We start from the raw sequence: 25,275 nt of genomic DNA, 5'->3' as shown, positions 1-25,275 counted from the left end.
GTCCGGCCGGGCACCCATCCGATACAGTTTTCGCGACATATCAAGCCTGGGAACGCGCATCGTGGCCAAGGAACACCCGATTCTGGAAACGAGAGACCTGACCATCCGCTTCGGTGGGCATGTGGCGGTCGATCACGTTTCCTGCGCGTTCGAGCGCGGCACCCTGACGGCGATCGTCGGGCCGAACGGTGCGGGCAAGACCACCTATTTCAACCTGATTTCCGGTCAGCTGGCGGCTACTTCCGGGGCTGTGCTGCTCAACGGCGAGACCATCACCAGACTGTCGGTGCCCGAACGCACGGACAGGGGCATCGGCCGCGCCTTCCAGCTGACCAATCTGTTCCCGACGTTGAGCGTGCGCGAAAACGTGCGGCTGGTAGCTCAGGCGAAGGCGCGCAAGGGGTTTGATCTCTTCACCGTTGCCGAAAGCCATGTGGAACTTCTGGAGCGGGCAGACCATGTGCTGGCTGAAGTCCGGCTGATCGATCAGGCCGACCAGACCGTTTCCGCCTTGCCCCATGGCGACCAGCGCAAGCTGGAAGTGGCGCTGCTGATCGCGCTTGGTCCGCAGGTGCTCATGTTCGACGAGCCGACCGCCGGCATGAGTGTCGATGAGGTGCCGGTGATCCTGGAGCTGATCCAGAAATTGAAGAGCGACATGGACCGGACGATCCTGCTGGTGGAGCACAAGATGGATGTCATTCGCACCCTGGCCGACCGCATCATCGTTCTGCACAACGGGGCACTGGTGGCCGACGGCGAACCGTCGGAAGTGATTGCCCTGCCAATCGTGCAGGAGGCCTATCTCGGCAAGGCGCCGGCTTCCTCCGGGGAGGCTGCGTGATGGCGGAAAATCTGCTCACCCTTTCCGGGGTGCACACCCACATCGGCCCTTATCACATCCTGCAGGGTGTGGACCTCGCAGTGCCGGAAGGCGGCGTGACCGTTCTGCTTGGTCGCAACGGCGCGGGCAAGACCACCACCTTGCGCACGATCATGGGGCTCTGGACGGCCAGCCAGGGCGATATCCGGTTTGGCGATCATGTCATCACCAGATTGTCGACGCCCGAGATTTCCCGCAGGGGAATTGCCTTCGTGCCGGAAGACATGGGCATCTTCACTGATTTGACGGTTGCCGAAAACATGATCCTGGCCGCCGCCAACGGGCCGATGGACCAGAAGCGCCTTGCCTGGATCAAGGAGCTGTTTCCGCCGATCGGCAGCTTCTGGAATTCCTCCGCAGGAACGCTGTCCGGTGGTCAGAAGCAGATGCTGTCGGTGGCGCGCGCGATCATCGAGCCGCGCCGGCTGATCCTGATCGACGAGCCGACGAAGGGCCTCGCGCCGGCGATCATCAGGGCGATGACCGATGCGCTTAAGGAACTGAAGGAAACCGATACCACCATCCTGCTGGTGGAGCAGAATTTCGCCATGGCATCCAGCATCGGCGACACGGTCGCGGTGATGGATGATGGTCACATCATTCATTCCGGCCGCATGGACGAACTGGTGGCGGATGTCGCCTTGCAGGAAAAACTCATGGGACTGAGCCTGGAGGCGCATCAATGAGCGAGACGGCGATCAAACCGCGGATCGAGAAGATCCCGCTGAAGGAACAGCTTGCCCAGAAACTGCCGGTGCTGCTGGTGCCGGTGCTGGCCGCTGTCGGGCTCATCGCCATCGGCAATCCGGCGAGCTGGCTGACGTTGACGGTGGCCGGGCTTGCCATGGGCATGATGATCTTCATCATGGCGTCTGGCCTGACGGTGGTCTTCGGGCTGATGGACGTGATCAACTTCGGCCACGGGGCCTTTGTCGCCGTCGGTGCCTTTGTCGGCTTCACGGTGCTGGCCTGGCTGGCCGGCTGGACGGCTTCGCCAAGCGTCTTCATGAACCTCTCCGCCGTGTTGATCGCGATCCTTGCGGCCATGCTCGTCACCGGCCTGCTCGGCCTTGCCTTCGAGCGGGTGATCGTGATGCCGGTCTACGGCGAGCATCTGAAGCAGATCCTTGTCACCATGGGCGGGCTGATTGTTGCCCAGCAGATGATCTACGTGGTCTGGGGGCCGGACGAGTTGCACATGTCCCGCCCGGAAGCCTTGCAGGGATCGCTGGTGATCGGCGAAGCGGCCATCGAGAAATACCGTCTGGTGGCTGTCGGCATTGGTCTCGCGCTGTTCATCGGCATGCGCCACATCCTCAAGAACACCAAGATCGGTCTGCTGGTGCGCGCCGGGGTGGAGAACGGCGAGATGGTGGAAGCGCTCGGCTACCGCATCCGCCGCCTGTTCCTGATCGTGTTCATGGCCGGGTCGGCACTGGCCGGACTCGGGGGCGTCATGTGGGGCCTTTATCAGGAAACGATTACAGCGCACATGGGCTCTGAGATCATGGTGCTGGTGTTCATCGTCGTGATCATCGGTGGGCTCGGATCGGTCGAGGGCTGTTTCATCGGCGCCATGCTGGTGGGGCTGCTTGCAAACTACACGGCCTTCCTGGCGCCGAAGGTGGCGCTGATCTCGACAATCGCGCTGATGGTCGTGGTGCTGATGTGGCGGCCGCAGGGCCTTTATCCGGTGGTCAAGGCGAAGTAGGGACGGGACAAGATCATGCTGACCAGACTTCTTTCCGGCGACACGCCGCGCAGCGGCCTTCTGACAGCGCTGCTGCTGATCGTGCTGATCTCGCTCGCCTTTGCACCGTTTCTCTTTCCCGGCACCAAGTCGCTGGAAACGGCCGCGCGGATCTGCATCTTCATCGTGCTGGTGGCGAGCTACGACCTGCTGCTCGGTTATGCCGGTATCGTTTCCTTCGCCCACACCATGTTCTTCGGCATCGGCGCCTATGGGACCGCCCTTGCCCTGTCGACCACCGGACCGAACTACGGCTCGCTGATCTGGGGAACGGCGGCGGGCGCCGGGGTTGCGGCCCTGTTTGCACTGGCCATCGGGCTGTTCTCGCTGCGGGTGAAGGCGATCTTCTTCGCGATGGTGACACTGGCGGTGGCAAGTGCTTTTGCCGTGCTGGTGTCGCAGATGTCCTGGCTGACAGGCGGTGAGGATGGGCTCAATTACAAGATCCCGCGCGAGCTGACGCCGGCCTTCAAGCTGATCAAGGAGAAGGTGCTCGACGTCAGCATCAACGGCAAGATCCTGGCCTATTACCTTGTGTTCTTTGCCGCTGCGATCCTGTTCCTGGTCATGTTGCGCATCGTCAATTCCCCCTTCGGCCGCACGTTGAAGGCGGTGCGCGACAATGCCTTCCGGGCGGAAGCGATCGGTTACCGTGTGGTCTGGTACCGCACCACGGCCACCGTTCTGTCCGCAGTCATGGCAGCGCTTGCCGGCTCTCTCCTGGCCATCTGGCTCCGCTACACCGGCCCGGCGACAACGCTCTCCATGGAGATCATGATCGACATTCTGCTGATGGTCGTGATAGGGGGCATGGGCACGCTCTACGGGGCCGTGCTCGGGGCAACCCTGTTCATTCTGGCGCAGACCTATCTGCAGAACCTGATGGGCGTTGCTGCAGAAGCAACCAGCGCGGTGCCGGTGTTTTCGACATTGGTTGCACCGGAACGCTGGCTGTTGTGGCTGGGTGTTCTCTTCATTCTGTCGGTCTATTTCTTCCCGACAGGCATTGTCGGACGGCTACGGGCAGGGCGTGCGTGAGCGGGAATATGCTGCATATCCGCGACGAGGGAACGGGCAGGCCGCTGGTGCTGATCCATGGTTGGTCCTGTCCGGGACGGTTTTTCGAAGGCCAGATCGAGGCCCTGAAAACTCACGCCCGCTGTATCGTTCCGGATCTGCCGGGACATGGCAAAACGGCTGGGCGGCTGCCCTTGACCATCGAGTCGGCAGCCGATGCGGTTCATGCGGCCCTGACCGAGCGCGACCTGACCGATGCTATCCTCTGCGGCTGGTCGATGGGCGCGCTGGTGTCCTATGCAATGATCGAGCGGCACGGCGCGGACCGGATCTCGCAATTCGTTGCCATCGACATGACTCCGAAGGTGCTCAACGATCCCGACTGGCAGAACGGCACGCTGAACGGTCTCAATGCAGACCTCAACAGTCATTTCCTGAACGCCATTGTGGCGGATTGGGCCAAACTGCCGGCCCGGATCGCCAGACGCCTATTCGCGGAAGGCTTGCCGGTGCCGGAGGCCGCAGCAGAGCTTGCCCGCACGGAAATTGCCGTAGCCGATCCTGTCCTGTTGAAGCCGATGTGGGCATCGCTGACCTCACAGGATTTCCGCCTGCTTCTGAAAGCCTTTCCCGTGCCGTTTCATCTGGTGGCCGGTCTTCGCAGCCAGCTCTATGGCCCGGGTGTGCATCGCTGGCACGCGGACAATGTTCCGGATTTCCACTTCCACGGCTATGAAGCATCGGGCCATGCGCCGCATATGGAAGAACCGGAGACGTTCAACGCCCTGCTGCGGGACCTGGTGAAGGGCTGAGTTGCTAAGCAGACCGGCAAGTCTTCAAATTTGAAGACTTGGTGGTAGGGCCAGGAACCTGGGATGACCATCCCGATGGTTTTGTCGTCAGTGTCCGTTGCCCAATTTTGCCTTCACGAACTCGACTATTCGGTCCAGCAGACTGAGCACCAGGAACACGGCGAGCAGGCCGATGAAAAAGCGCAAATCGCGCAGGAACGAGCCGGGTGCGATTTCCTGAACGCCTTTGTTGGCGTAAGTCCACACTGCCCAGGCAATCCCGGCGAGGAGGGCCGTCATCACCAGCGAGATCAGGATGGTCTGCCAGAGGGGCTTTTGCGGCTGTTCGCTCATTTCAGCACCCTTGCGGTCAGAAGGTCTACCTTGAAGACCATCAGGTCATCCAGTTTTTCGACCTCGCCTTCCACCTCGATGTAAAGCGCCAGCAGTGGATCGATGGCCTCGCCGAGAAGCTGGCCGTCCTTGCCGGCCAAAAGAAAGAAATTGCGCCCCTCGACCGGTCCGGAGGAGACGAAGACGGGGGGAATGCCACCGGTGAGGCAGAGATCCGCGCAGGCTTTGTGCGCAAGGCCGCGCCCGGGGCGCATGGCGCCCGCATAACACTTGCCGTCGCAGATTTCGCCGGTGAGTTTCCAGCGTCCCAGCGAGACGGGTTCGGCCGGATTGAAACCGGGTGCAGCGTCCGTTGCAGCTTCCACCTGCCCGACCTGGATCATCGTCAGGTCGCCCCGGTTCACCGGCACACCGCGCAGGGTCACCGGCGTCTCGCGATTGGCTTCCGCCTGTTCGAACACACCACGTTTGCCCTGACCGGCCAGCATGTATGTGCGGGCTGGGGTGTTGCCATCAGAGGGAAGGCGGAACACCGGATAGGGGCGCAGTTCCAGCAGTCCCGTTTCTTCGAACCGGTTGCCCCACTGAAACGCGCCGTTGCCCGGGTCGTTCTGGGTGGAGGACAGAGCAAAGGCCGCAAGGCCGAGCCCTGCGACAAAGCACAGGGAGAAGACACCGAGAAAAGCGACCAGCGGTTTTGGCACCTTGTTGAGATAGCCGACGAAAAACGGCGCAGCCTTGGTTTGTTTCCAGCTCATGACGCACCTCCGATCACGGCCGGCTCGACATAGGTGCCGGGTGGCAGGGCGTTGGGATCGAGAAGAACGGTGGAGCCGACCAGCTTCAGCTTGTAGGTGGCGATCTTCTCGGTGAAGGGCGCGGGCGCGCAGCCGTCGGCCAGATTGTACTGATATCCGTGCCAGGGGCAGGTGATGCAGCCCCACAGCACCTTGCCCTCGCCAAGCGGGCCGTTCTGGTGGGCGCAGACATTGGTGACAGCCGACAGCTTGCCGTCATACCTGAAGATGGCGACACGTTCCTCTTCGCTCAGGGTCACGACCTTGGCGCAGTTGTCGTCGATCTCGTCGACCTCTCCAGCAACCACCCAGCCGGCTTCCTCCAGCGAAGCCTTTGCCGTGGCATCGTCCTTTTCCCGATTGGCTTCCAGGCGCCCGCTTGCAAAGTGAAGGCCGCAGACCAGAACAACACTTGCCGAAACCATGCCGGTGAAGACGGGATCGGACGGTCCCTGCAGAGCGCCGAGCGCCACATGCAGCACGACGAAAGCATAGGCGGCATAGATGAACATATGCAGCGCCTTCCAGATCGGCGCTCCCAGAAAGCTGAGCCAGAAATCATGGCTGGTGGCGGCCAGCACGAAGAGGATCAACAGCGCGGCAATGCCGAAGGCCTCGAAGGGAAAGCCGAGCACCTGCCCGTAGCTTGTGTTGGAGGACAGCAGCGCGACATAGCTGTCGGTCGGTGAGAAGTTGAAATACCAGCCGAGCACATAGTTGGCGTGAACGGCGGCAATACCGGCGGTCATCACGCCGAAATGGCGGCGGTTATAAAGCAGCGGCAGAAAGCGCCGGTCGAGCCGGGCCAGCGGCCCGATGCACAGGATAACCGTCAGCATCAGGAAGGCACAGCTTCCGAAAGCGCGCATCCTCAGGATGGCCCCGTCAATTGGCCGGGTGACATCCTCGTAGAACGGCCCGACACGAATGAAGATGTAAAGATAAAGCGCAACGCCAATCAGCAGGACGGCATCATAGACCATCTTGTTGCGGTTCCAGATTACCGGCGTGTATTGCACGCTCATTGGCTTGCCTCCCCGGAGTTTTCTGCCGGGGCCTCGATCAGCACAGCCGGTCTGTCCGCGGGGGGCGACTGGCGCATGGCCAGAATGGTGAAGAAAACCAGCGGCAGGAGCAGGCCAAGGAGGGTCCAGATACGGGCATGAGCCTTGCGATGCGCACGTTTCACCGGCCAGCCTCCCCGTGTTTTTCAAGCACATACCAGCGATAGAGCACCAGAGGCCAGATCAGGCAGATGCCGGGAATGAGCAGGGGCCGGAACACGTAAGATCCGCGTGCGGATGGTTCCACCCGGTCGATGCCGATGACAAGAAAGAGTGCTGCGACGAGCCCGCCGGCGATGAGATAGTATTTTCCGATGTCGATCAGAATAGCTGCTGTTTGCATCGCGCTCCCCCTGCGTCCTGTCCACTCCTTGTCATCCCGGCTGAAGCGTAGCGGAAGGCCGGGATCCAGTATTTGCAGACGATGAAGTGTCGCAACAAACCCCTGGCGGTGTCTACTGGCTCCCTGCCTTCGCGGGGATGACAAGTCTCATCCTGAAACCCCATCACACCAGATCCGCATCGGTGATGATTTCCACCAGTGAGGGGCCGTTATGGGCGATGGCATCCGTGATGGCGTCTTTCAGTTCGGCAGCCTCCGTCACCCTGTGGCCGTGCCCGCCGCACAGGCGCGCGAAGGCGGCGAAGGATGGGTTGGTGAGGTTCGTTTCCCAGACCGGCCATTCGCCCGAGCGCTGCTCCTTGGAGATCTTGCCGAGCTCGGAATTGTTCAAAAGGATATGGGTAATATCCATTCCGTATTTGACGGCGGTGGTGAACTCCATGGCGTATTGGCCGAAGCCGCCGTCCCCGGAAATCGAGATCACCTTGCGACCCCGGAATTCTTCGAAGTCCTGGGTCGCGCTCCATGCGCCGAGGGCTGCCGGCAGGCTGAACCCGATGGAGCCGAGATAGCCGGACATCAGGATGCGCTGTCCGCAAGGCTCAAAATACCGCCCGAAGGAATAGGTGTTGTTGCCGACATCGACCGGGATGATCGCGTCCGGTGGGCACAGTTCGCTCAACACTTTGAACACGGCTGCCGAATGAATGCCCCTGCCGCTGTCCTCGGCAAGGCGATGTTTCTTTTCCGCGCGCCAGATTGTCCATCGTTCCACCAGCTCGCTCGCCTGGTCGGGGGCATCTGCCGGTTTCAGCACCTGATCGACAATGGCCTCGCAGAAGGTGCCGATCTCGCCCCACACGGGCAAGGTCACGGGATGGAACTTGCCAAGCTGCATGCGCTCGAAATCCACCTGGATGATGGTCTTGTAGGGGGCGATGCCGGTGTGATTGGCAAAGGACGACCCGAGCGAGACGATCAGATCCGCCTCATTCATGAACCAGCTTGCAATCGGGGTTCCGGAACGCCCAAGAACGCCGGCTGCCAGCGGGTGCGTGTCGGGGATCAGCCCCTTGCCCTTGAAGGTGGTCAGCACCGGCGCGCCGATCTTTTCGGCCAGCGCGATGACCTTGTCGCGGACATCCTTGGCGCCATAACCGAGCACGATAACGGGGCGTCTGGCTGTGTTGATCATCGCAACAGCCCTGGCGAGGTCCTCGCCCGAGGGCGTGATGGTGGTTCCGCCAAGGCGGCCCTCGGGGTGGCCGGCGTCCTTGCTGCTCGGGTTGGTCTGGACATCATCCGGGAAAATCAGGTTGGCAACGTCCCGCTCCACCAGCGCGGTTTTCAAGGCCAGCGACATCAGTTCGGCATGGTTGGACGTGCTGAGCACCGGCTGGGAAAACTTCGAGACGGCTTCGAACGCGGATTTCAGATCGATGTCCTGAAAGGCCCCCGGGCCGAACACCTGGGTCTGCACCTGACCGGTAAGGGCCAGCACCGGCGATCGGTCAACCTTGGCGTCCCAGAGGCCGGTCAGAAGATTTGTCGCGCCGGGCCCGGCAATGGTGAGACAGGCCGCCGGTTTGCCGGTCAGCTTGCCATAGGCAGAGGCAGCGAAGGCGGCAGCGCCTTCGTGGCGAATGCCGACATAGCCCAATGTGCCCTTGTCGACCTGACGGCGGATGGCATCGGCAAGGCCGAGGTTGGAATGGCCGACCATGCCGAAGACGCGCTTGACGCCCCAGTTGACCATGGTTTCGGCCATGACGTCGGTGACCGTGCGTTCGTGGGGCGGCTCCGGCTCCAGGCCGATGAAGATCTCGTCGCCTTCGATCCTGAGCGGATAGAGCGTTTGACCACTGTCCTCGTGACCGCCGGGTGGAGTGCCCCTCAGCGGATCGAAATCCCACCCGTGCCAGGGGCAGCGGATCCAGCATTTGCCGTCCGACCCCTTTTCGATGGACCCTTCGCCGAGCGGGCCGCGCTGATGCGGGCAGTGATTGTCCATTGCCGCCCACTGGCCATCGAAATGGGAGAGGCAAATCGAGGTCGTGCGGGCCGTGACCGTTTTCACCCGGCCTTCAGGCAGGTCGTTGACGTTGCCCACCTTGATCCAGTCGAGGTTCTGAGCGTCCATGGGTCTTCCTCCCTAAAAATGCCGATCGATTACGCGATGCCGCCATAGGCAACGCCGGAGAGCTCCGTCATTTCCCGTTTCCAAGTGGTCAGGTCAGCCAGGGTAAACTGGTTCAGGTGCGAATGGCCGCAGGCCCTCGCCATCACCTGCATCAGTTCAACCGAGGCCTCGAAGAAGTTGGTCAGCTGGCGGGCGGATTTCTCGATTTCCAGCCGATTGACCAGATGCGGCTTCTGGGTGGCGATCCCCACCGGACAATTGTTGGTGTGGCAGGCCCGCATGGCGATGCAGCCGATGGCCTGCATGGCCGAATTGGAAAGCGCCACCGCATCGGCACCAAGGGCCAGGGCCTTGATGAAATCGGCCGGTTTGCGCAGGCCGCCAGTGATGATCAGCGTGACGTCCGGCCGTCCCGAAGCGTCGAGGTGCCGCCGGGCGCGGGCAAGCGCGGGAATGGTTGGAACGGAGATGTTGTCCCGGAAAATGATCGGCGCGGCCCCGGTGCCGCCGCCACGGCCGTCGAGGATGATGTAGTCGACACCCACTTCCAGCGCCGCATCGATGTCGTTTTCGATATGCTGGGCCGACAGCTTGTAGCCGATGGGGATGCCGCCGGTGCGGGTGCGGACCTGGTCGGCGAAATCCTTTATCTGGGAGAGGTCCGTCCAGTCCGGAAAACGGGGTGGCGAGATGGCGTCTTCACCTTCCTCCAGACCGCGTACTTCGGCAATCTTGCCCCTGACCTTGGCACCGGGCAGATGGCCGCCCGTGCCGGTTTTCGCGCCCTGACCACCCTTGAAGTGGAAAGCCTGAACCTTGTCGAGCTTGTCCCAGGCAAAGCCGAACCGGGCCGAGGCAAGTTCATAGAAATACCTTGAATTGGCCTGCTGTTCTTCCGGCAGCATGCCGCCTTCACCTGAGCAGATGCCGGTGCCCGCAAGGTCCGCGCCTCTGGCAAGGGCAATCTTGGCTGGCTCCGAAAGGGCGCCGAAGCTCATGTCGGACACAAGCAGCGGTATCTTCAATCTCAGCGGCTTCTGTGCGTTCGGCCCCACCACCACATCGGTGCCGACCGGCTCGTCCTCCAGAAGCGGGAATGTCTGCAGCTGAGCCGTCAGGATCTGGATGTCGTCCCAGTCGGGCAACTGGTTGCGCGGCACGCCCATGGCGTCAACACGGCCATGATGTCCCGTCTTGCTGAGGCCATCGCGGGCATATTGCTGGATCAGGCCATTATAGGGTTCTTCCTCGGTGCCGTGGCTGGTGTCGGCATAAAGGCCGAGGTAGCTTTCGCGGTTGAACGGCTGCGGGTTTTCCTTTGCCCAGGCCGCGACCTCGTCCGCGTCGACCAGGATATCGTCCTCTTCCACCCAGCTTCTGAATTTCGGCAGGGCCTCCGAGTTGTTGTATTCAGAGACACCGCTGTCGAGCCGGTAATCCCAGTAATGAACCCCGCAGATGAGGTTGTTGCCGCTGACATAGCCGTCGGACATGAGCGCGCCGCGATGCAGGCAGCGGCCGTAGAAGACGGAGATGTCGTCGTCGAAGCGGACGACCACAAGGTCGACATCGGCGACGAGGGCGTATTGCGGTTTCCTGTCCGCCAATTCGCTGAGTTTGGCAACAACCTGTTTTGTCATGTCTTCCCCCGGCTACTGGCGTTTTGCGCCCTGGCTATTGGATTGATCTCACTTCACTTCGGCGGTCACCTCCGGCCGCATCGGTGGCATGGCCTTGAGTTCCGCGGCCCCGTCCTGGCCGGACATGTGAGCGGCGTACCACCTTGCAAATGGTACGGCCGTGACGCCGTGCAGGACCGCGCTGATCCAGACAGCGTTGACGGCAAGGTTCAGCAACTGCTGGCCGATTTCGTGATCGATCTGGTCAACGATAAGCAGCGCGAACAAGGCAGTCGCCAGCCCACGCGGGCCGAACCAGCCGAAAAAGAGCTTGGTCAGCGGAGCCGCATCCGTGCCGGCGAGGGACAGCCAGACTGCCAGCGGTCGCACGATGAAGAGGCTGACCAGGATGAGAGCCAGGCTGCCGGCATCAAGGTGCGCGATGGCTTCGGGCAACAGGGCAAGGCCGATCAGGAAGAACGCCCCCCAGGAAAGCATCTGGCCTTCGCTTTCGGTAAACTCGTAAATGAAGGCGCATTGGCCCTTGATGACGTTGCCGAAGAACAGTCCTGCGACAAACGCAGAAATGAAGCCGTTGCCGCCGATTTCATCCGCAGCAAGATAAGCGCCGCCGGCCATGGCGATGGCGCCGATGCCTTCGATGGTGTCGGTGGTCATGCCCCGGCGTTTGGCTGTCAGAAACAGCACGCCTCCGACTGCGCCGAGGGCCGCACCGGCCAGAGGGCCGAGGACCAGTTGTTTGGCGCCGAACATCAGCCAGTCGGTTGCACCCGGCTGCATCATTTCCCCGGCAAGGCTCGCGAAGAGTAGAACGGCAGGCAGAGCCAGGCCGTCATTGAGGCCGCTTTCCAGCGTCAGGGCCCGGCGCACCCGCTCCGGCACAGCCTTGTTGGTGATGACTGCCTGGCCGAGAGCAGCATCGGTCGGCGCAAGAAGCGCAGCGGCAAGAGCCGCGACAATGAGCGGTTCGCCGCTCAGAAACGGCATTGCGGCAAGTGTGCCGATAATGATGGCCAACGGCAGCCCGAGGGCAAGCATCCGCAGGGGCCACTGGTGGCGCTGGCGCAGGGCCTGAAGGTTGATCTGTGCCGCATCCAGAAACAGAAGGACGATAAGCGCCATTTCGGCAACGATGTGCAGCAGGCGTTCCGCATCGGTCCCTGGCATCAAACCTGTCTGCGCCATCAGGTAACCGAAGCCGATGAAGAGGATCGGCGCCGTCAATATGCCGTTCGACAATGTCCTGGCCAGCAGCGTGTAGCTGACCGTAAACAGCGCCAGAAGCAACAGGCCGGTTGTCATGAAACGATTTCCCCCTCGGACGCTGTGACGTTAGGACAGCGCAGGCTGCCGTCTCAAATCATAATGCGATGACGCGGTTGTGTGACAGCCGTGATTTGCCAAAGGCGAAAATGCGTTTGGAAGGGCAGGTCAAAAGCCCGTGCGAGGGTTACTGCAAGGCCGCCAATTGTTTCAGGATACGCTGAGCGTCAGAAGGCTTCGCGGCAATTTCCAGGATCAGTTTCTTGCGCACCGCTTCGGCGAAGGTTTCGGGACTGTCGGCGGTCACGACAAAGGCGGCCGGTCCGCCGATGATGGTCTGATAGAACCGTTCTTCCAGGTCGTAGGCTATCGGCCGTCCGGAACAATGGCGGCACAGAACCGCCAGGCCGTTGATGACAATTCCGGAGGAAACCACGATATCCCGTGCTTCGGGAATGGTCGGACCGTTCCAGTTGTTGGCGCTGTCGGCGGACAGGTCGATCACCCTGCGCAGGCCCGCATAGGCATTGCCGTCTATCAGTTCCTTGCCTTTCAGGAGGGCGGCGCCGATGGCATTGCGGCCATAGGCGCGGCGTGGGGCCGCCAAAAGTTCCGTCGCAAAATGCTGGGCACTCTCCGGTCCGTCGATGATCGTCCAGTCGACGACAACGTCCTGGGAGAGCATGTCCGCCCATTCGACGTAGGTGACGACGATCTTGCCATAGATATTGCTGGAAATGGCGTTCAGTACTGACGGATCCGTGATCGCGTCGGCATATCCCTTGCGCTGGAAGCGGATTTCCTCGTCGTCGATGGACCCGGTCGCATCGGCCAGGAGAACCAGTTCCAGGTCGAGCTCTTCCGAATAGGCTGGCGGGATCTGACACAGGCACCAGACAACAACAGCAAGGATAATCCGCATCGCAATCATCTCCCCGAAACAAAGACCCTCAAGGGTAGCTAGGGCAGGGGCGCAAAAAGGGCAGGGCGGACGATGGCCGCGTGGAGACGTTCGTTATTTGTATTACGCCTCTTGCAAGGTTCGCCCCACGCGTATTCGGGAAAGCCCTCGACACAGAATGTTGCCCTCAGCCAATGTCAACTAGTCATCCCCGCGCAGACAGGGACCCAGTAAAAGGCTGAGTGTGTGTCTTTGCCCCGAACGACACGGCGTACTGGGTCCCGGTCTTGCTGCTGACGCATCAAACCGGGACGACAAATCATGGATGCTCGATCCTGAAGTCCATGCTGATGCTCTTTATCGTTCACAGGAACTGCAGCAGCTTGGAACTCGTGCTCAAGTCACGGGATAACCACGGTTGAAAACGGTCAAAGAAAAACCCGCCTTCCATCGGAAAGCGGGTTTTGCCTGATCTGTTTGGAATCTGAACTTATGCGACGGCGCGGGCCAAAGCGCACTGTGACCACAGGTCGTTGATCGCGTTGGCAAGGTGTTCGATGTCCTCTGCCGTGTGCAGCGGGGTCGGGGTGAAGCGCAGGCGCTCCGTGCCGACCGGAACCGTCGGATAGTTGATCGGCTGAACGTAGATGCCGTAGGTGTCCAGAAGGATGTCGGAGATCCATTTGCACTTCTTGGCGTCGCCCACCATCACCGGAACGATGTGGCTCGGGTTTTCCATGTGCGGGATGCCGCGCTTGTCGAGAGCGGCGCGGACCTGGGCGACCCGGTCCTTGTGGGCCTTGCGCTCGAACGGGCTGTCCTTCAGGTGACGGATGGAGACGGCTGCGCCTGCTGCCAGTGCCGGCGGCAGGGCGGTGGTGAAGATGAAGCCGGACGCGAAGGAGCGGATGAAGTCGACCACTGTCTTCGAACCGGTGATGTAACCGCCCATCACGCCGAAAGCCTTGCCGAGCGTGCCTTCGATGATGGTCAGACGATCCATCAGGCCTTCGCGTTCGGCAACGCCACCGCCGCGCGGACCGTACATGCCGACGGCATGCACTTCGTCGAGATAGGTCAGTGCGCCGAACTTGTCGGCAACGTCGCAGATTTCCTTGATCGGCGCGATGTCGCCATCCATGGAGTAGACGCTCTCGAATGCGACCAGCTTGGGCGCGTCCGGATCGTCCGCCGCCATCTGGCGTTCCAGATCTTCATAGTCGTTGTGCTTGAAGATGCGCTTTTCGCAGCGGGCGTGGCGGATGCCTTCGATCATGGAGGCGTGGTTGAGCGAGTCCGAATAGACAATCATGCCCGGCACCTGGGAGGCGAGCGTACCCAGCGCTGCCCAGTTGGAAACATAACCGGACGTGAAGATCAGAGCCGCTTCCTTGCCATGAAGGTCGGCCAGCTCGTTCTCCAGAATGACATGGTAGTGGTTGGTGCCGGAAATGTTGCGCGTTCCGCCTGCGCCTGCGCCGCATTTGGAGATCACGTCCTGCATCGCGGACACGACCTTTTCGTTCTGGCCCATGCCGAGATAGTCGTTGGAGCACCAGACGGTCACGTCCTGAACGGAACCATCTTCGCAGTAACGGGTTGCGCGCGGAAAAGCACCTGCCTGGCGTTCCAGATCTGCAAACACGCGGTAATTACCATTGTCGTGCAGTTTGCCCAGGCGTTCTTCCAGATACGCGTTCACGTCCATTCTCAGGATCCTCTCATCGCGGGCACCTTTGCCAGCGCCTCTCTCCTGCCCGCGCAACTCGCGTCCCGCGCGGCCAATTTGCTGTCTGGAGCCTTTCCGTCCGATTCCAGACTAGCAGCTAACTTATAGCCATTCAAAACTGCTTATCAAAGTTTTGGCCTTGATCAAGGTCAAAAACCGCGGCTGCGTCCAATCGCCATACTGTCAGTCGCCGTAATTTACCCGGAGAAACCGGGGCGTTTCCAATAGTGGAAAACGTTCGCAATTTACGGCGAACCACAAGGATATCCAAAATTGATTGCCGGAATGTTTGCGAGAGGGCCTTAAACAGCAGACCGATCATGGTGCTCCCAAGGGGGCGGATGACCGCTTTATGCGGATGTGTTTGAAGAAGGTTCTTGCTTTCACTTCTCAAACATGAATACTGATTCATGTTTCAGGATTTGGGAGGAAACAGCAGGTGGGCAAACCGGCCGCAGAAGCACATGCGCCGCAAAAGGGGGCGGGCAACCAGCCGAAAACGGCGCGCGGGGAAGCCACCCGCAAGGCGATCCTGACCGCTGCCGAACGGGTGATCGGCGAGAAAGGCTACAACGACGCGTCCATCGGCCATATTACCAGTGAGGCCGGCGTCGCCCAAGGCACTTTCTACATCTACTTCACCACCAAGGAGCAGGTGTTCTCCGAGCTTGTTCTGGAAATGGGCCGCCTTGTCCGCCACACGATCGCCGAGGCGACGCAGGACATCGGCAACCGGCTGGAAGCCGAAGAGGCCGGTCTTCGGGCCTTTCTGGAATTCGTCCAGGCCCATCCCGATCTCTACCGGATCGTGCAGGAAGCGCTGTTTGTCGATCCCGCCGCCTATGAGGAATATTACAGGACATTTGCCGACGGCTACCGGTCGGGGCTGGTCGCTGCCGAGGCTGCCGGCCAGATCTCGAAGGGCGACACGGAAACCCGTGCCTGGGCGCTGATGGGAATTGCCCGGGCGCTGGGCGAGCAACTGGTCGTCTTCAAGTCGGAAAAACCGATTTCCGATCTCGTGGCCAGTGCCTACGACCTGATTGCCAACGGCATCAAACCCTGAGGCAGATGTCATGAGCCTCGTAGAGACAGAAACGCGCGGCGATGCGATCTGGCTTTGGCTGAACCGGCCGGAGCGACATAACGCGCTGGTTCCGGCTCTGGTCTCCCATTTGCGAAGTGCCCTTGCCGAGGCTGCCAAAGTCAAGCCTGCGGCGCTGGTGCTGTCCGGTCGCGGTTCCAGTTTTTCGACCGGCGGTGATATCGTCGGTTTCATGGACCATGCCGGATCCTCCGAGGAGCTTCATGCCTATGCCGAAGAGCTTGTTGGCAGTCTGCACGAGACGATCCTTGATCTGCTCGCCTTTCCCGCACCGGTGATTGCGGCCGTCAACGGGCCAGTGACGGGTGGGTCTGCGGGCTTGATGCTGGCGGCTGACATGGTCGCCATGTCGGAGACGGCCTTTGTTCAACCCTATTACAATCAGGTGGGCTTTGGGCCGGACGGTGGCTGGACTGCGCTGCTGCCGGAGCGGATTGGCACGGCGAGAGCACTTGCAATCCAGTATCGCAACACGCGCATCGGGGCGACGGATGCCGTTGCGTTGGGACTTGCCGAGTGCCGCGTGCGAGGAGCTGACCTTGCCGCAACCATTGCGGGGTGGGTTGCCGAAATCGCCAAAGGGTTCGCGCAGACCCACCGCGCGACGAGGCAGAGTGTCTGGGATGAGCGCAGGCGGAACAGTGTCCGTGAGCGTCTTGATCAGGAAAAGACCAGGTTTCTGGACCTGGTAGGCCGTCAGAGCACGCTCGACGGGATGAAGGAATTCACCAGGAAGTGGGCTTGAGGAGAGGCCCGGCCTGAAGGTTCGAGCGACGACTGCCAACCAGGTCGCCTCAACCTTCCACGGTCTGCCGGTTCACGGCCGTACCAGGTGTTGGGAGGACCTATGGAGTATGTGACCGACATGGCTGCCAAACGGGCGGAGCTCACGCCCGGGGCTACTGCCTTTGTCGACAGGGACAGCGGCAGATCTTTCACTTTCTGCGAAATCAACCAGCGGGCCACCCGCCTGGGCAACCTGCTGCTGGGCCGGGGGCTTGCCAAGGGCGACCGAATGGCGGTGCTCTGCCACAATCATCCGGATTTCTTCGTTCTGCTGTTTGCCGCTCAGAAGACCGGCATTCTCTTGGTGCCGCTGAACTGGCGCCAGCCGGTGGCGGAGCTGCAGCCCATTTTGGCTGCTGCCGGGGCGAAACTGCTTTTTCACGATCAGGACTTTGCGGAGGTTGCCGCAGAACTTGCCGCTGGTGCCGGCTTGCCCCTTCTGCCGCTGGGGTCCAAAGGCAACGGCGTCAGCGCTCTCGATGATCATCTGGCAGCGGCAAGTCCTGCTGCAATCGGTTGCGGCAAGGTGAAGGCGTCAGCGCCCTGGTATCTGCTCTACACCTCCGGAACGACCGGCCTGCCGAAGGCGGTCATCCAGACGGCGGGCATGGCCTATGCCAACATGATCAACTACTGCCAGGCGACGGGCCTTTCCATCGGGGAAAAGGGTATCAATTTCCTGCCGCTTTTTCATACTGCGGGCATAAATCTTCCGACGCTGCCGATCTTCCTCAACGGCGGCATGTCGACGGTTCTGCGCAAGTTCGATGCGGAGACCGTGCTCGATCTCGTTTCCGCTGGAAACGTCACCTGCTTCTTCGGCGTTCCGGCGATCTATCAGGCACTGGCCCTGTCACCCAGGATCGGCAAGACGAACTTTTCGAAGGTCCGGTCGCTCGGATGTGGCGGTGCGCCCGTGCCGAAACATTTGCTGTCCGAGTTTCAGCAGCGCGGCGTCACCATCTGCAACGGCATGGGCATGACCGAGACCGGTCCAACCGTCTTCCTGATGGACAAGGATCACGCATCCGCCAAGATCGGTTCTGTCGGCAAGCCGCAGATACTGACGGACGTCCGTCTGGTCGACGGTGATGGCGGCATCGTCGAGGGGCCGGGTGAGGGGGAGGTCCAGTTTCGCGGGCCGAACATCACGCCGGGTTACATGGACAACAAGGAAGCTACGGTCGGGACCTTCACAATCGACGGCTGGCTGAAATCCGGCGACATCGGGCGCCGCGACGAGGACGGCTACTACTACATCGTCGACCGGATCAAGGACATGTACATCTCGGGTGGCGAGAACGTCTATCCGGCCGAAGTCGAGAAAGTGCTGGTCGGTCATTCCGCAATCCTTGAAGCCGTGGTCATCGGTGTGCCGGACCCCAAATGGGGTGAGGTCGGCGCGGCTTTCCTGATTGTGCGGCCTGGTGGAGATCTGGACACGGCGACGCTGGCCGACTGGTGCCGCAAGCAGCTTGCTCCCTACAAGGTGCCGAAGAGCTTCACCGTTGTGGGTGACCTGCCGCGCACAGCCGCGGGCAAGGTGCGCAAGAACATCCTGAAAGACGACTTCCTTGCCGACAAATCTCTGGAGAAAGCATAACCGATGAGCCTTACCGCCGACGCGCAGCACGGCGCGACGTTTCGCTGGATCCCCCGCCAGGAGGATTTCGACGCCTTTGCCGAACTGTCCGGTGACGACAACCCCATCCATGTCGATCCCGAGTTTTCCAGCCGCACCCGGTTCGGTCGGACCGTCTCACACGGTATGCTGCTTTACACGCGTGTCTTCGCGCATCTGGAAGCGCTCTGCCCGGGGCGGAGCCATGCCGTTCAGACCTTGATGTTTCCGAACCCGGCCTATGCGGACGAGGAACTGACCTTCTCGTTCACGCCGAGCGAGGACGACGCGGACCTGATCCTGATAGAGGTTGCCCGCGCGGCGGACGATGCCGTGACCCTGTCCGGTTCCTGCAAACTCGGAGGGCGGACATGAGCCTGGAAGTCGGGGCGCGCGCGGAAGTCAGGCGCAGCTACACAGAAGACGACATGCGTGGTTTCGCGCAGCTTGCCGGGACCGGGGCGGAGGTGCCGGTTTCTGTTCCAGGGCCACTGATCGGTGGGCTTTTCTCCTATCTGCTGGGCGTCGAGCTGCCGGGCAGGGGAACCAACTACCTGAAGCAAAGCCTGGAGTTTCTGGCGCCCGCACCTGTCGGGGAAATGTTGACGGCCTCCGTTACGATCACGCGGCTGAGGCCGGAAAAGCACCTCGTTGATCTGGAAACGGTCTGCGAAGCCGAAGACGGCACCCGGATCTGTCAGGGCCGGGCGCTGGTCTACGTCGAGGATGTCGGCAAGGGCTGAGCCGTTGTTTAAGGTTTCAGATTGCTGCGCGGCGTTCGGCTGACCGGGCGCGCGTTCCGAGGGCTGTTACTCGCCTTCCACGATCCGGACCTTGGATGGCCATAAGGCATAATGCCCGGACAGTTTTTCCGCCATCGGCACCGGTGAGCGGTAGACCCAGCCGATCTCTTCGCCGTCGTGGGAAAGATAGCTGGCATCGCCCTTGATGGGGCAATGTGTGGATTTGTCGACGTATCCGAAGCGGGTCTTGAGATCTGCTTCCGGCACATAGATCACGGGATCATAAAAAGACTTGCCGATCTCCAGTACGCGGAGCGCGTGGGTGCTGTCCGCAAGCAGGGCAGCGCCCTGGTAGATGCGGATGCGCCGGGGAACATCCTTGATCACCATCAGGTGGCCGGGATCGTCCGGATTTCGGATTGCCGTTTCAAAGGCAGGCATTGTCTGCGCAGTCATCATGTCCTCCGTGGAATTGGTGCTCATGTGTGGATGGCAGGGATAAAACGCAAAACATTTCTATGCTGCACGGCACACAGTTTCGCTGGGTTTTGAGGCATGCCAGACCGGAAGACATCGTTTCGGCCTTGATAATTCCTCCGGTTCTGCGCTCAAACAGGAAAACACGATTTACGGAAGAAGTGGTGCAATGGCCGAAAACGTTCAGGATTTTTTGAAGCGGTTGTTTCTGCGGGCCGTCGAAGTGGCCGACCCGATGCAGAGCCTCGCCGGGTTTCTGCCGGAAAAACCGGCAGGCCGGGTTGTGGTGATCGGTGCGGGCAAGGCGTCTGCCCGCATGGCGGAGGCGGTTGAAAAGGTCTGGGGACCTTGTGAAGGTCTGGTGATCACGCGCTACGGCTACGCGCGACCATGCGAGGGCATCGAGATCGTGGAAGCTGCGCATCCAGTTCCGGACGAAATGGGGTTTGTCGCAACCGAGCGCATGATCGAGCTGGTGTCCGGCCTGGGTGAGGATGACTTCGTGCTGGCGCTGATCTCCGGCGGCGCTTCGGCGTTGCTGGTCGCGCCTGCGGGAGAGATTACGCTTGCCGAGAAGCAGGCGGTCAATCAGGCGCTTCTGGCCTCCGGGGCTGCGATCGGCCAGATGAACGTCGTGCGCAAACATCTGAGCCGCGTGAAGGGCGGCCAGCTTGCCGCTGCCGCCTATCCGGCAAAAATGCTGACCCTGCTGATTTCCGATGTTCCCGGCGACAATCCCGCCGAGATCGGCTCCGGTCCGACGGTTGGCGACAAAAGCACGGCAGCCGATGCAAAGGCCATCCTCGACCAGTGGAAAATCGAAGTGCCGGACTCGGTTCAGAAGGTACTGGCTGACGGGAGCGGCGTTCTGAAGCCGGATGACGAAAAGCTCAGCCGAGTCTCGAATGTCATCTTCGCGGCTCCCTCGCAGTCGCTGGAAGCTGCCCAAAGCCTTGCAGAGGCAGAGGGCTGCGATGTCGAGATCCTGGGCGATGCGCTGGAGGGTGAGGCGCGGGACGTGGCACGCGCCCATGCCGAGCTGGCCCTGAACCGCCAGAGCGAACGGCCAGAGGGCAGCCGGCCCCTGCTGCTTCTGTCCGGTGGCGAGCTGACGGTTACCCGGCGCGGTGAAGGTGTCGGCGGGCCGAATGCCGAATATGCTCTGGCTCTGGCCTTCGCCTTGCGTGGTGCACCGGGCATCCATGCGATTGCCTGCGATACGGATGGTGTCGACGGGGCTGCGGAGGTGGCCGGGGCCGTCATCGGGCCCGATACGCTCACCCGGGCGGACACGGCCGGGGCCCATGTGGAAGAAGCGTTGCTCAACAATGACGCTCACCGCTTTTTCGACACGATCGGAGATCAGATTGTCACCGGACCGACACTGACGAATGTCAATGATTTCCGTGCCATATGGATCGGATAGCGCATTGGCAGGATAGGCGCCCCACTTCCTTTACCCGGCTGATCTGGCCGGACATCCCAAGGGACAGGACTTGACTGAAATCACCATCACCCGTGTGGCGCGCCTGCCCGATCCGTTCCGGATCGAACGGTTTCTGTCCAACCCCAAGCTTGGTCCGAGGACGCTGTTTTTCAGCGGGGGATCGGCGCTCAACGGTGTTGCCCAGAACCTGAAACGCTACACGCATAATTCCATTCATCTGGTCACACCCTTTGATAGCGGAGGCAGCTCTCAAGGCCTCCGCATTGCCTTCAACATGCCGGCCATCGGCGATCTCAGAAGCCGGCTGATGGCCCTTGCCGACGAGACGGTGCTCGGCCATCCCGATGTCTTTCGCCTGTTCACGCACCGGTTTGCCAAATCGGCAGCGCAAGCGGATCTCGCGGGTGAGCTGGAAAGCATGATTGCCGGGAGACATGTTCTGGTGGCGGCCATCGAGCAGCCGATGCGCACACTGATCCAGAACCAGTTGGGCATGTTTGACGACGCGCGTCCGGACAGTTTCGATCTCAGGGGCGCCAGTATCGGCAACCTGATCCTGGCCGGGGGCTATCTCAACCAGAACAAGCAGCTTGAACCGATCATCTTTCTGGTGGCCAAGCTGGTGGGGGTGCAGGGCACCGTGCGGGCCGTTACGGACGACAACCTGCATCTGGGCGCGGAGCTTGAGAATGGCGAGGTGGTCATCGGCCAGCATCTTCTGACCGGCAAGGAACATCCGCCGCTGGTGTCGCCGATCAAATCCCTTTTCCTCAATCAGGGCCTGTCCGGCAAGGATGAGGCCGAGGCGGTATTTCCGGACCGCAACCGGAGCCTGATCCAGACCGCGGATATCATCTGCTATGCCCCCGGCAGTTTTTATACCAGCCTGATTGCCAACCTCTTGCCGACTGGCGTCGGAAAAGCCATCGCCTCACGAACGGTGCCGAAGGTCTTTGTGCCCGGAACGGGGCATGACCCGGAAACCGGGACCATGAGCGTGGCGGACAAGGTGACGACCCTGCTTGCCTATCTCAGGCGGGACGCGGGCAGCGACTGCCCGGTGGACCGCCTGCTTAATTTCGTGATCGTCGACCAGGGGGTTCCGGAAAGTGAAACGGAAGGGCTGCGGGAACTGGGTCTTTGCGTGGTTCGGCTCGCTCTCGTCAGCAAGGCTTCCGCACCCTATTATGATCCCGTGCCGCTTTGCGAAACGCTGGTCTCGCTCACGTAAGCACCCCAGAACATTCAGGACAAGGCCATGAAACGTACGAAGCTATTAAACCGGCACCTTAGCAAACTTGTCGCCTCGCTCGGCCATATGGACGAAATCGTCCTTGCGGATGCGGGCCTGCCGGTGCCTGCCAATGTCGGTGTGATCGACCTGGCGGTGAGCCCGGGTGTTCCGGGTTTTTTCGATGTTCTGGAAGCGCTGGCCGATGAAATGATCGTCGAACAGGCTGTTTTCGCGGATGAAGCCTCGGAGGATCTGGTCACCCAGATCGAGGTCCGGCTGGCACATTGGGCGGCCGATACCGGCAAGCCCATCGAACACGTCCGTCTGTCGCATGAGGATTTCAAGGAGCGATGCTCGAAAGCACGCGCCGTTATCCGTACGGGAGAGTGCACGCCTTACGCCAACCTGATTCTCGTTTCCGGGGTGCCGTTCTGACAATCGCCGCAATCGTGGGCGACCGGGTCCGTTTCAAGGGCCTGTGACCATATTTCCATCGTTGCAAGGGGGGAGCGGAAACGCTCCTCCTTTTTTGTTTTCCGAAACGTTGCAGCGGCATGTTTCGTTGTAACCTCAGTTGCTTCCCGCTCTGCAAAAAAGAAATATTTCATCTCCGAAACCGATTTTGTTGACTTACAAAATCGGTTTTGTAAAAATTTTCCCAATAAAACAAACCGTTGCCGAAAACGGCGGCGGACCGGGACCCGAGCCGAAAAGGCTCGCAGGGAGGATCGATGTCGCGACTTCGCGATTCCGTCACCATTGATGACGTGGCGCGCCATGTGGGCGTTGCGAAGGGAACCGTGTCGCGGGTCCTCAACAATTACACCGATATCTCCGATGCCACCCGCAAGCGCATCCTGAAAGCGGTACAGGATCTCGGCTACCAGCCGTCCGCCACCGCCCGCAACCTGAAGCGCGGGCGCCAGGACACGCTCGGCATCGTCATTCCCGTTGGCCATGGCAGCGGCGCTGATCCATTCCTTTCGGAATTCATTGATGGCATCGCCAGGGCTCTCGACGAACTGGGGCTCGACCTTCTGGTGACAACGGCCCATTCACGCGACCATATGATCGAAACCGTCAAGCGCTTGATTGCCCGGCGCAAGGTGGATGGCTTCATCGTCACCCGCACGGAGGTAGACGATCCGCGCATTGCTTATCTGCGGGAGCATAACTTTCCCTTTGTCGCTCACGGGCGAACGCGCGATCCGGCCGGCTATGCCTGGTTCGATATCGACAACGAAGCGGCTTTTGCCGATGGCGTCCGCCATCTCTACAGCCTCGGGCATGAGCGGATCGGCTTCATCGGCGGTCCGATGGAACTCAATTTCGCGCTTCAGCGGCGCGAGGGTTACCGGCAAGGGCTCGAGGCGCTGGGCCTTGCGCATGATCCGGCACTGGAAGACATCCAGCAACTCAGCGAGAAGGGCGGTTTTGCCGGAGCCGAGGCGTTGCTGTCGCTTCAGGCGCCGCCGACCGCCCTTTTGTGCGTGACCGATGCCCTGGCCATCGGGGCGGTCCAGTTCTGCCGCAAGTTCGGCCTCAAGGTCGGCTCCGACGTGACCATTGTCGGCTATGACGGCCTGCCGGTGGGCGAATATCTGGACCCGCCGCTGACGACGTTTTCGCAAAGCGCTCAGGAAGCAGGCGGCAGGGTTGCGCGCATGCTGATCGACGTTCTGGACGGCAAGAACCCCACGGATCTGCAGGCACTTGCCAAGGCAAACCTGATCCGGCGCGCCTCCGACGGCGCTCCGGCAAATTCATCGGAGGCGCTTGCAAGCGCGCTCCGCGACCGGCTGAACCAACAGCCACATTCCGGCAGGAAGGGAGAGTAATATGATTGGGAGGACGACATTTCTGGCCTCGACCATCGCGGGCGTTCTCGCGCTCGGTCTGACGGACGCACAGGCCGAGACGTTGCGGTTCTGGACGACAGAAGAACAGCCGGAGCGCCTGGCCAAGCAGGAAGAATTGGCCGCTGCGTTCAAGGAAAAGACCGGCATTGAGGTGAATGTCATTCCGGTGACCGAATCCGACCTCGGCACGCGCGCCACGGCGGCCTTTGCTGCTGGTGACCTGCCGGACGTCATCTATCACACGCTGCAATATGCGCTGCCCTGGGCTGAAGCGGGCATTCTGGACACGGAAGCTGCAACCGAGGTGTTCGAGAAGCTGGGCGCTGACACCTTTGCGCCGGGCGCGGTTGCCATGGCTGCCGTCGAAGACGGTGTTGCCTCGGTCCCCGTGGACGGCTGGACCCAGATGGTGATCTATCGCAAGGACCTGTTCGAAGAAAACGGTCTTGCTGCGCCGGACAGCTACGAAGACATTCTTGCGGCTGTTGAAAAGCTGCATAATCCGCCCGAGATGTTCGGCTTCGTTGCCGCTACCAAGGTGGATGAAAACTTCATGAGCCAGGTGCTGGAGCATGTGCTTCTGGCCAATGGTGTGAGCCCGGTGGGCGAAGAAGGCTTCGCGCCGCTGGACGAGAAGAAAACCGTCGAGGCACTGGAGTTCTACAAGGCAATCGCCAAGGCATCACCTCCGGGTGATCTGTTCTGGAAGCAGTCGCGCGAACTTTATTTTGCCGGCAAAGCAGCCATGATCATCTGGTCGCCATTCATCCTCGATGAGCTTGCAGGCCTGCGTGACAGCGCCCCGCCGACCATCACCGATGACCCGACCTCCAAGGAACTTGCGTCCAAGACCGGTGTCGTCACCACCTTGACCGGTCCGTCCAATCCCGATGGCGCTGCCTGGGCTGACATCCGTTATTTCGGCATCACCAATGATGCGGATACGGAAGCAGCCATGCAATTCGTCGAGTTCTCCATGGATGAGGGGTACCTCTCGACGCTGTCGATTGCGCCGGAAGGCAAGTTCCCGATCCGCCGTGGCACGGCCGATAATCCGACCGAGTTTGTCGACGGCTGGGCGAAGCTTCCAGTCGGCGTCGACCGCAAGGCACCGCTGACCGATCTCTACGATGCGGACACCATCAAGACCATCGTTTCAGGTCTCGACACAGCCAGCCGCTGGGGCGTCAAGGAAGGCCAGCTTTCGCTCGCCTCCAAGATGATCAACAGCCAGGTGATGAACCGTCTGGTGCGTGAATACATCGACGACGAGCGCGATGCAGCGGCAACCGTTGCCAAGCTCAACGAAGAACTGGCCAAGATCCAGTAAC

At 61.0% G+C, this 25,275-nt stretch carries 27 protein-coding genes; 15 read left to right on the top strand and 12 right to left on the bottom strand.

The window, feature by feature from the left end:
- Positions 1–61 precede the first annotated feature (61 nt).
- Genes V1T76_RS19825 through V1T76_RS19805 form a run of 5 tightly spaced genes read left to right on the top strand, consistent with a single transcriptional unit; the run spans position 62 to position 4,462 of the window.
- Positions 62–844 carry an ABC transporter ATP-binding protein gene (locus V1T76_RS19825; RefSeq protein WP_189640247.1) on the top strand — a complete coding sequence of 261 codons (783 nt, stop codon included), beginning with the start codon at positions 62–64 and terminating at the stop codon, positions 842–844.
- Positions 844–1,569 (top strand): ABC transporter ATP-binding protein, encoded by a 726-nt coding sequence (locus V1T76_RS19820; protein WP_330562391.1) that lies wholly within the window; start codon positions 844–846, stop codon positions 1,567–1,569. Before V1T76_RS19825 ends, V1T76_RS19820 begins: the two co-directional genes overlap by 1 nt.
- Positions 1,566–2,594, top strand: a complete 1,029-nt coding sequence (locus tag V1T76_RS19815; protein WP_330562390.1) for a branched-chain amino acid ABC transporter permease — start codon at positions 1,566–1,568, stop codon at positions 2,592–2,594. Before V1T76_RS19820 ends, V1T76_RS19815 begins: the two co-directional genes overlap by 4 nt.
- Positions 2,595–2,609: 15 nt before the next feature.
- A complete protein-coding gene (locus tag V1T76_RS19810; protein WP_330562388.1) occupies positions 2,610–3,671 on the top strand; it encodes a branched-chain amino acid ABC transporter permease in 1,062 nt (353 codons plus the stop codon).
- An 8-nt stretch (positions 3,672–3,679) separates the two neighbouring features.
- Entirely contained in the window at positions 3,680–4,462 is a 783-nt protein-coding gene (locus V1T76_RS19805; RefSeq protein ID WP_330562387.1) for an alpha/beta fold hydrolase, read from the top strand.
- Positions 4,463–4,549: 87 nt separating this feature from the next.
- Here the strand turns inward: V1T76_RS19805 and V1T76_RS19800 are convergent, their stop codons facing one another.
- From V1T76_RS19800 to V1T76_RS19750, 11 genes are all read right to left on the bottom strand, one after another.
- Complete coding sequence (locus tag V1T76_RS19800) at positions 4,550–4,795, bottom strand: hypothetical protein (RefSeq protein ID WP_330562386.1); 246 nt, start codon at positions 4,793–4,795, stop codon at positions 4,550–4,552.
- Entirely contained in the window at positions 4,792–5,553 is a 762-nt protein-coding gene (locus V1T76_RS19795; RefSeq protein ID WP_330562385.1) for a hypothetical protein, read from the bottom strand. The genes V1T76_RS19800 and V1T76_RS19795 overlap by 4 nt, the downstream gene beginning before the upstream one ends.
- Positions 5,550–6,617 carry a Rieske 2Fe-2S domain-containing protein gene (locus V1T76_RS19790; protein ID WP_330562384.1) on the bottom strand — a complete coding sequence of 356 codons (1,068 nt, stop codon included), beginning with the start codon at positions 6,615–6,617 and terminating at the stop codon, positions 5,550–5,552. Before V1T76_RS19790 ends, V1T76_RS19795 begins: the two co-directional genes overlap by 4 nt.
- Positions 6,614–6,781 (bottom strand): hypothetical protein, encoded by a 168-nt coding sequence (locus V1T76_RS19785; protein ID WP_330562383.1) that lies wholly within the window; start codon positions 6,779–6,781, stop codon positions 6,614–6,616. Before V1T76_RS19785 ends, V1T76_RS19790 begins: the two co-directional genes overlap by 4 nt.
- Positions 6,778–6,999: a hypothetical protein gene (locus tag V1T76_RS19780; RefSeq protein ID WP_330562382.1), complete on the bottom strand. Its 222-nt coding sequence runs from the start codon at positions 6,997–6,999 to the stop codon at positions 6,778–6,780. Before V1T76_RS19780 ends, V1T76_RS19785 begins: the two co-directional genes overlap by 4 nt.
- Before the next feature lie 163 nt (positions 7,000–7,162).
- Positions 7,163–9,139: a thiamine pyrophosphate-binding protein gene (locus tag V1T76_RS19775; protein WP_330562380.1), complete on the bottom strand. Its 1,977-nt coding sequence runs from the start codon at positions 9,137–9,139 to the stop codon at positions 7,163–7,165.
- 29 nt (positions 9,140–9,168) lie between these two features.
- Complete coding sequence (locus V1T76_RS19770) at positions 9,169–10,779, bottom strand: glutamate synthase-related protein (protein WP_330562379.1); 1,611 nt, start codon at positions 10,777–10,779, stop codon at positions 9,169–9,171.
- Positions 10,780–10,827: 48 nt separating this feature from the next.
- Entirely contained in the window at positions 10,828–12,081 is a 1,254-nt protein-coding gene (locus V1T76_RS19765) for a cation:proton antiporter domain-containing protein (protein WP_330562378.1), read from the bottom strand.
- A gap of 148 nt (positions 12,082–12,229) precedes the next feature.
- Positions 12,230–12,964: a DUF1194 domain-containing protein gene (locus V1T76_RS19760; RefSeq protein WP_330562377.1), complete on the bottom strand. Its 735-nt coding sequence runs from the start codon at positions 12,962–12,964 to the stop codon at positions 12,230–12,232.
- 469 nt (positions 12,965–13,433) lie between these two features.
- Positions 13,434–14,651, bottom strand: coding sequence for a 5-aminolevulinate synthase (hemA, locus tag V1T76_RS19755; RefSeq protein ID WP_330562376.1), 1,218 nt, complete (start codon positions 14,649–14,651; stop codon positions 13,434–13,436).
- Between the two features lie 133 nt (positions 14,652–14,784).
- The gene (locus V1T76_RS19750; RefSeq protein ID WP_330562375.1) at positions 14,785–14,994 is read right to left on the bottom strand and encodes a hypothetical protein; all 210 of its coding nucleotides are present in this window, start codon (positions 14,992–14,994) and stop codon (positions 14,785–14,787) included.
- A 117-nt stretch (positions 14,995–15,111) separates the two neighbouring features.
- Here V1T76_RS19750 and V1T76_RS19745 point away from each other — a divergent pair, with 117 nt between their 5' ends.
- From V1T76_RS19745 to V1T76_RS19725, 5 genes are all read left to right on the top strand, one after another.
- On the top strand, positions 15,112–15,738 hold the full coding sequence (locus tag V1T76_RS19745) for a TetR/AcrR family transcriptional regulator (protein ID WP_330562374.1): 627 nt from the start codon (positions 15,112–15,114) through the stop codon (positions 15,736–15,738).
- A 10-nt stretch (positions 15,739–15,748) separates the two neighbouring features.
- On the top strand, positions 15,749–16,522 hold the full coding sequence (locus V1T76_RS19740) for an enoyl-CoA hydratase/isomerase family protein (protein ID WP_330562372.1): 774 nt from the start codon (positions 15,749–15,751) through the stop codon (positions 16,520–16,522).
- Between the two features lie 102 nt (positions 16,523–16,624).
- Positions 16,625–18,166, top strand: coding sequence for an AMP-binding protein (locus V1T76_RS19735; protein WP_330562371.1), 1,542 nt, complete (start codon positions 16,625–16,627; stop codon positions 18,164–18,166).
- A gap of 3 nt (positions 18,167–18,169) precedes the next feature.
- Complete coding sequence (locus V1T76_RS19730) at positions 18,170–18,559, top strand: MaoC/PaaZ C-terminal domain-containing protein (protein WP_330562370.1); 390 nt, start codon at positions 18,170–18,172, stop codon at positions 18,557–18,559.
- On the top strand, positions 18,556–18,927 hold the full coding sequence (locus V1T76_RS19725) for a phosphate acetyltransferase (protein ID WP_330562369.1): 372 nt from the start codon (positions 18,556–18,558) through the stop codon (positions 18,925–18,927). Before V1T76_RS19730 ends, V1T76_RS19725 begins: the two co-directional genes overlap by 4 nt.
- Before the next feature lie 66 nt (positions 18,928–18,993).
- Here V1T76_RS19725 and V1T76_RS19720 read toward each other — a convergent pair whose 3' ends face one another.
- On the bottom strand, positions 18,994–19,383 hold the full coding sequence (locus V1T76_RS19720) for a DUF427 domain-containing protein (RefSeq protein ID WP_330562368.1): 390 nt from the start codon (positions 19,381–19,383) through the stop codon (positions 18,994–18,996).
- A 190-nt stretch (positions 19,384–19,573) separates the two neighbouring features.
- Here V1T76_RS19720 and V1T76_RS19715 point away from each other — a divergent pair, with 190 nt between their 5' ends.
- From V1T76_RS19715 to V1T76_RS19695, 5 genes are all read left to right on the top strand, one after another.
- Positions 19,574–20,830, top strand: a complete 1,257-nt coding sequence (locus V1T76_RS19715; protein ID WP_330562367.1) for a glycerate kinase type-2 family protein — start codon at positions 19,574–19,576, stop codon at positions 20,828–20,830.
- Positions 20,831–20,900: 70 nt separating this feature from the next.
- Entirely contained in the window at positions 20,901–22,082 is a 1,182-nt protein-coding gene (locus tag V1T76_RS19710; RefSeq protein WP_330562366.1) for a GAK system CofD-like protein, read from the top strand.
- 27 nt (positions 22,083–22,109) lie between these two features.
- On the top strand, positions 22,110–22,520 hold the full coding sequence (rbsD, locus tag V1T76_RS19705; RefSeq protein WP_330562365.1) for a D-ribose pyranase: 411 nt from the start codon (positions 22,110–22,112) through the stop codon (positions 22,518–22,520).
- Between the two features lie 296 nt (positions 22,521–22,816).
- Positions 22,817–23,923 (top strand): LacI family DNA-binding transcriptional regulator, encoded by a 1,107-nt coding sequence (locus V1T76_RS19700; RefSeq protein WP_330562364.1) that lies wholly within the window; start codon positions 22,817–22,819, stop codon positions 23,921–23,923.
- A 1-nt stretch (position 23,924) separates the two neighbouring features.
- Entirely contained in the window at positions 23,925–25,274 is a 1,350-nt protein-coding gene (locus V1T76_RS19695) for an ABC transporter substrate-binding protein (RefSeq protein ID WP_330562363.1), read from the top strand.
- Position 25,275: the final 1 nt, after the last annotated feature.

Source organism: Roseibium sp. FZY0029 (assembly GCF_036350355.1).
GTDB lineage: Bacteria > Pseudomonadota > Alphaproteobacteria > Rhizobiales > Stappiaceae > Roseibium.
The sequence above is the reverse complement of the archived record's forward strand: the minus strand, read 5'-3'. Positions and strand labels throughout refer to the sequence as shown.

Bases quoted from the DNA above. Each gene is read 5' to 3' on its own strand.
- V1T76_RS19715 (WP_330562367.1), top strand. From the start codon at position 19,574: ATGGCCGAAAACGTTCAGGATTTTTTGAAGCGGTTGTTTCTGCGGGCC.
- hemA (WP_330562376.1), bottom strand. From the start codon at position 14,651: ATGGACGTGAACGCGTATCTGGAAGAACGCCTGGGCAAACTGCACGAC.
- V1T76_RS19820 (WP_330562391.1), top strand. From the start codon at position 844: ATGGCGGAAAATCTGCTCACCCTTTCCGGGGTGCACACCCACATCGGC.
- V1T76_RS19720 (WP_330562368.1), bottom strand. From the start codon at position 19,383: ATGACTGCGCAGACAATGCCTGCCTTTGAAACGGCAATCCGAAATCCG.
- V1T76_RS19725 (WP_330562369.1), top strand. From the start codon at position 18,556: ATGAGCCTGGAAGTCGGGGCGCGCGCGGAAGTCAGGCGCAGCTACACA.
- V1T76_RS19750 (WP_330562375.1), bottom strand. From the start codon at position 14,994: ATGATCGGTCTGCTGTTTAAGGCCCTCTCGCAAACATTCCGGCAATCA.
- V1T76_RS19700 (WP_330562364.1), top strand. From the start codon at position 22,817: ATGTCGCGACTTCGCGATTCCGTCACCATTGATGACGTGGCGCGCCAT.
- V1T76_RS19815 (WP_330562390.1), top strand. From the start codon at position 1,566: ATGAGCGAGACGGCGATCAAACCGCGGATCGAGAAGATCCCGCTGAAG.
- V1T76_RS19695 (WP_330562363.1), top strand. From the start codon at position 23,925: ATGATTGGGAGGACGACATTTCTGGCCTCGACCATCGCGGGCGTTCTC.
- V1T76_RS19805 (WP_330562387.1), top strand. From the start codon at position 3,680: ATGCTGCATATCCGCGACGAGGGAACGGGCAGGCCGCTGGTGCTGATC.
- rbsD (WP_330562365.1), top strand. From the start codon at position 22,110: ATGAAACGTACGAAGCTATTAAACCGGCACCTTAGCAAACTTGTCGCC.
- V1T76_RS19775 (WP_330562380.1), bottom strand. From the start codon at position 9,139: ATGGACGCTCAGAACCTCGACTGGATCAAGGTGGGCAACGTCAACGAC.
- V1T76_RS19810 (WP_330562388.1), top strand. From the start codon at position 2,610: ATGCTGACCAGACTTCTTTCCGGCGACACGCCGCGCAGCGGCCTTCTG.
- V1T76_RS19760 (WP_330562377.1), bottom strand. From the start codon at position 12,964: ATGCGGATTATCCTTGCTGTTGTTGTCTGGTGCCTGTGTCAGATCCCG.
- V1T76_RS19730 (WP_330562370.1), top strand. From the start codon at position 18,170: ATGAGCCTTACCGCCGACGCGCAGCACGGCGCGACGTTTCGCTGGATC.
- V1T76_RS19740 (WP_330562372.1), top strand. From the start codon at position 15,749: ATGAGCCTCGTAGAGACAGAAACGCGCGGCGATGCGATCTGGCTTTGG.
- V1T76_RS19770 (WP_330562379.1), bottom strand. From the start codon at position 10,779: ATGACAAAACAGGTTGTTGCCAAACTCAGCGAATTGGCGGACAGGAAA.
- V1T76_RS19735 (WP_330562371.1), top strand. From the start codon at position 16,625: ATGGAGTATGTGACCGACATGGCTGCCAAACGGGCGGAGCTCACGCCC.
- V1T76_RS19790 (WP_330562384.1), bottom strand. From the start codon at position 6,617: ATGAGCGTGCAATACACGCCGGTAATCTGGAACCGCAACAAGATGGTC.
- V1T76_RS19765 (WP_330562378.1), bottom strand. From the start codon at position 12,081: ATGACAACCGGCCTGTTGCTTCTGGCGCTGTTTACGGTCAGCTACACG.
- V1T76_RS19780 (WP_330562382.1), bottom strand. From the start codon at position 6,999: ATGCAAACAGCAGCTATTCTGATCGACATCGGAAAATACTATCTCATC.
- V1T76_RS19795 (WP_330562385.1), bottom strand. From the start codon at position 5,553: ATGAGCTGGAAACAAACCAAGGCTGCGCCGTTTTTCGTCGGCTATCTC.
- V1T76_RS19800 (WP_330562386.1), bottom strand. From the start codon at position 4,795: ATGAGCGAACAGCCGCAAAAGCCCCTCTGGCAGACCATCCTGATCTCG.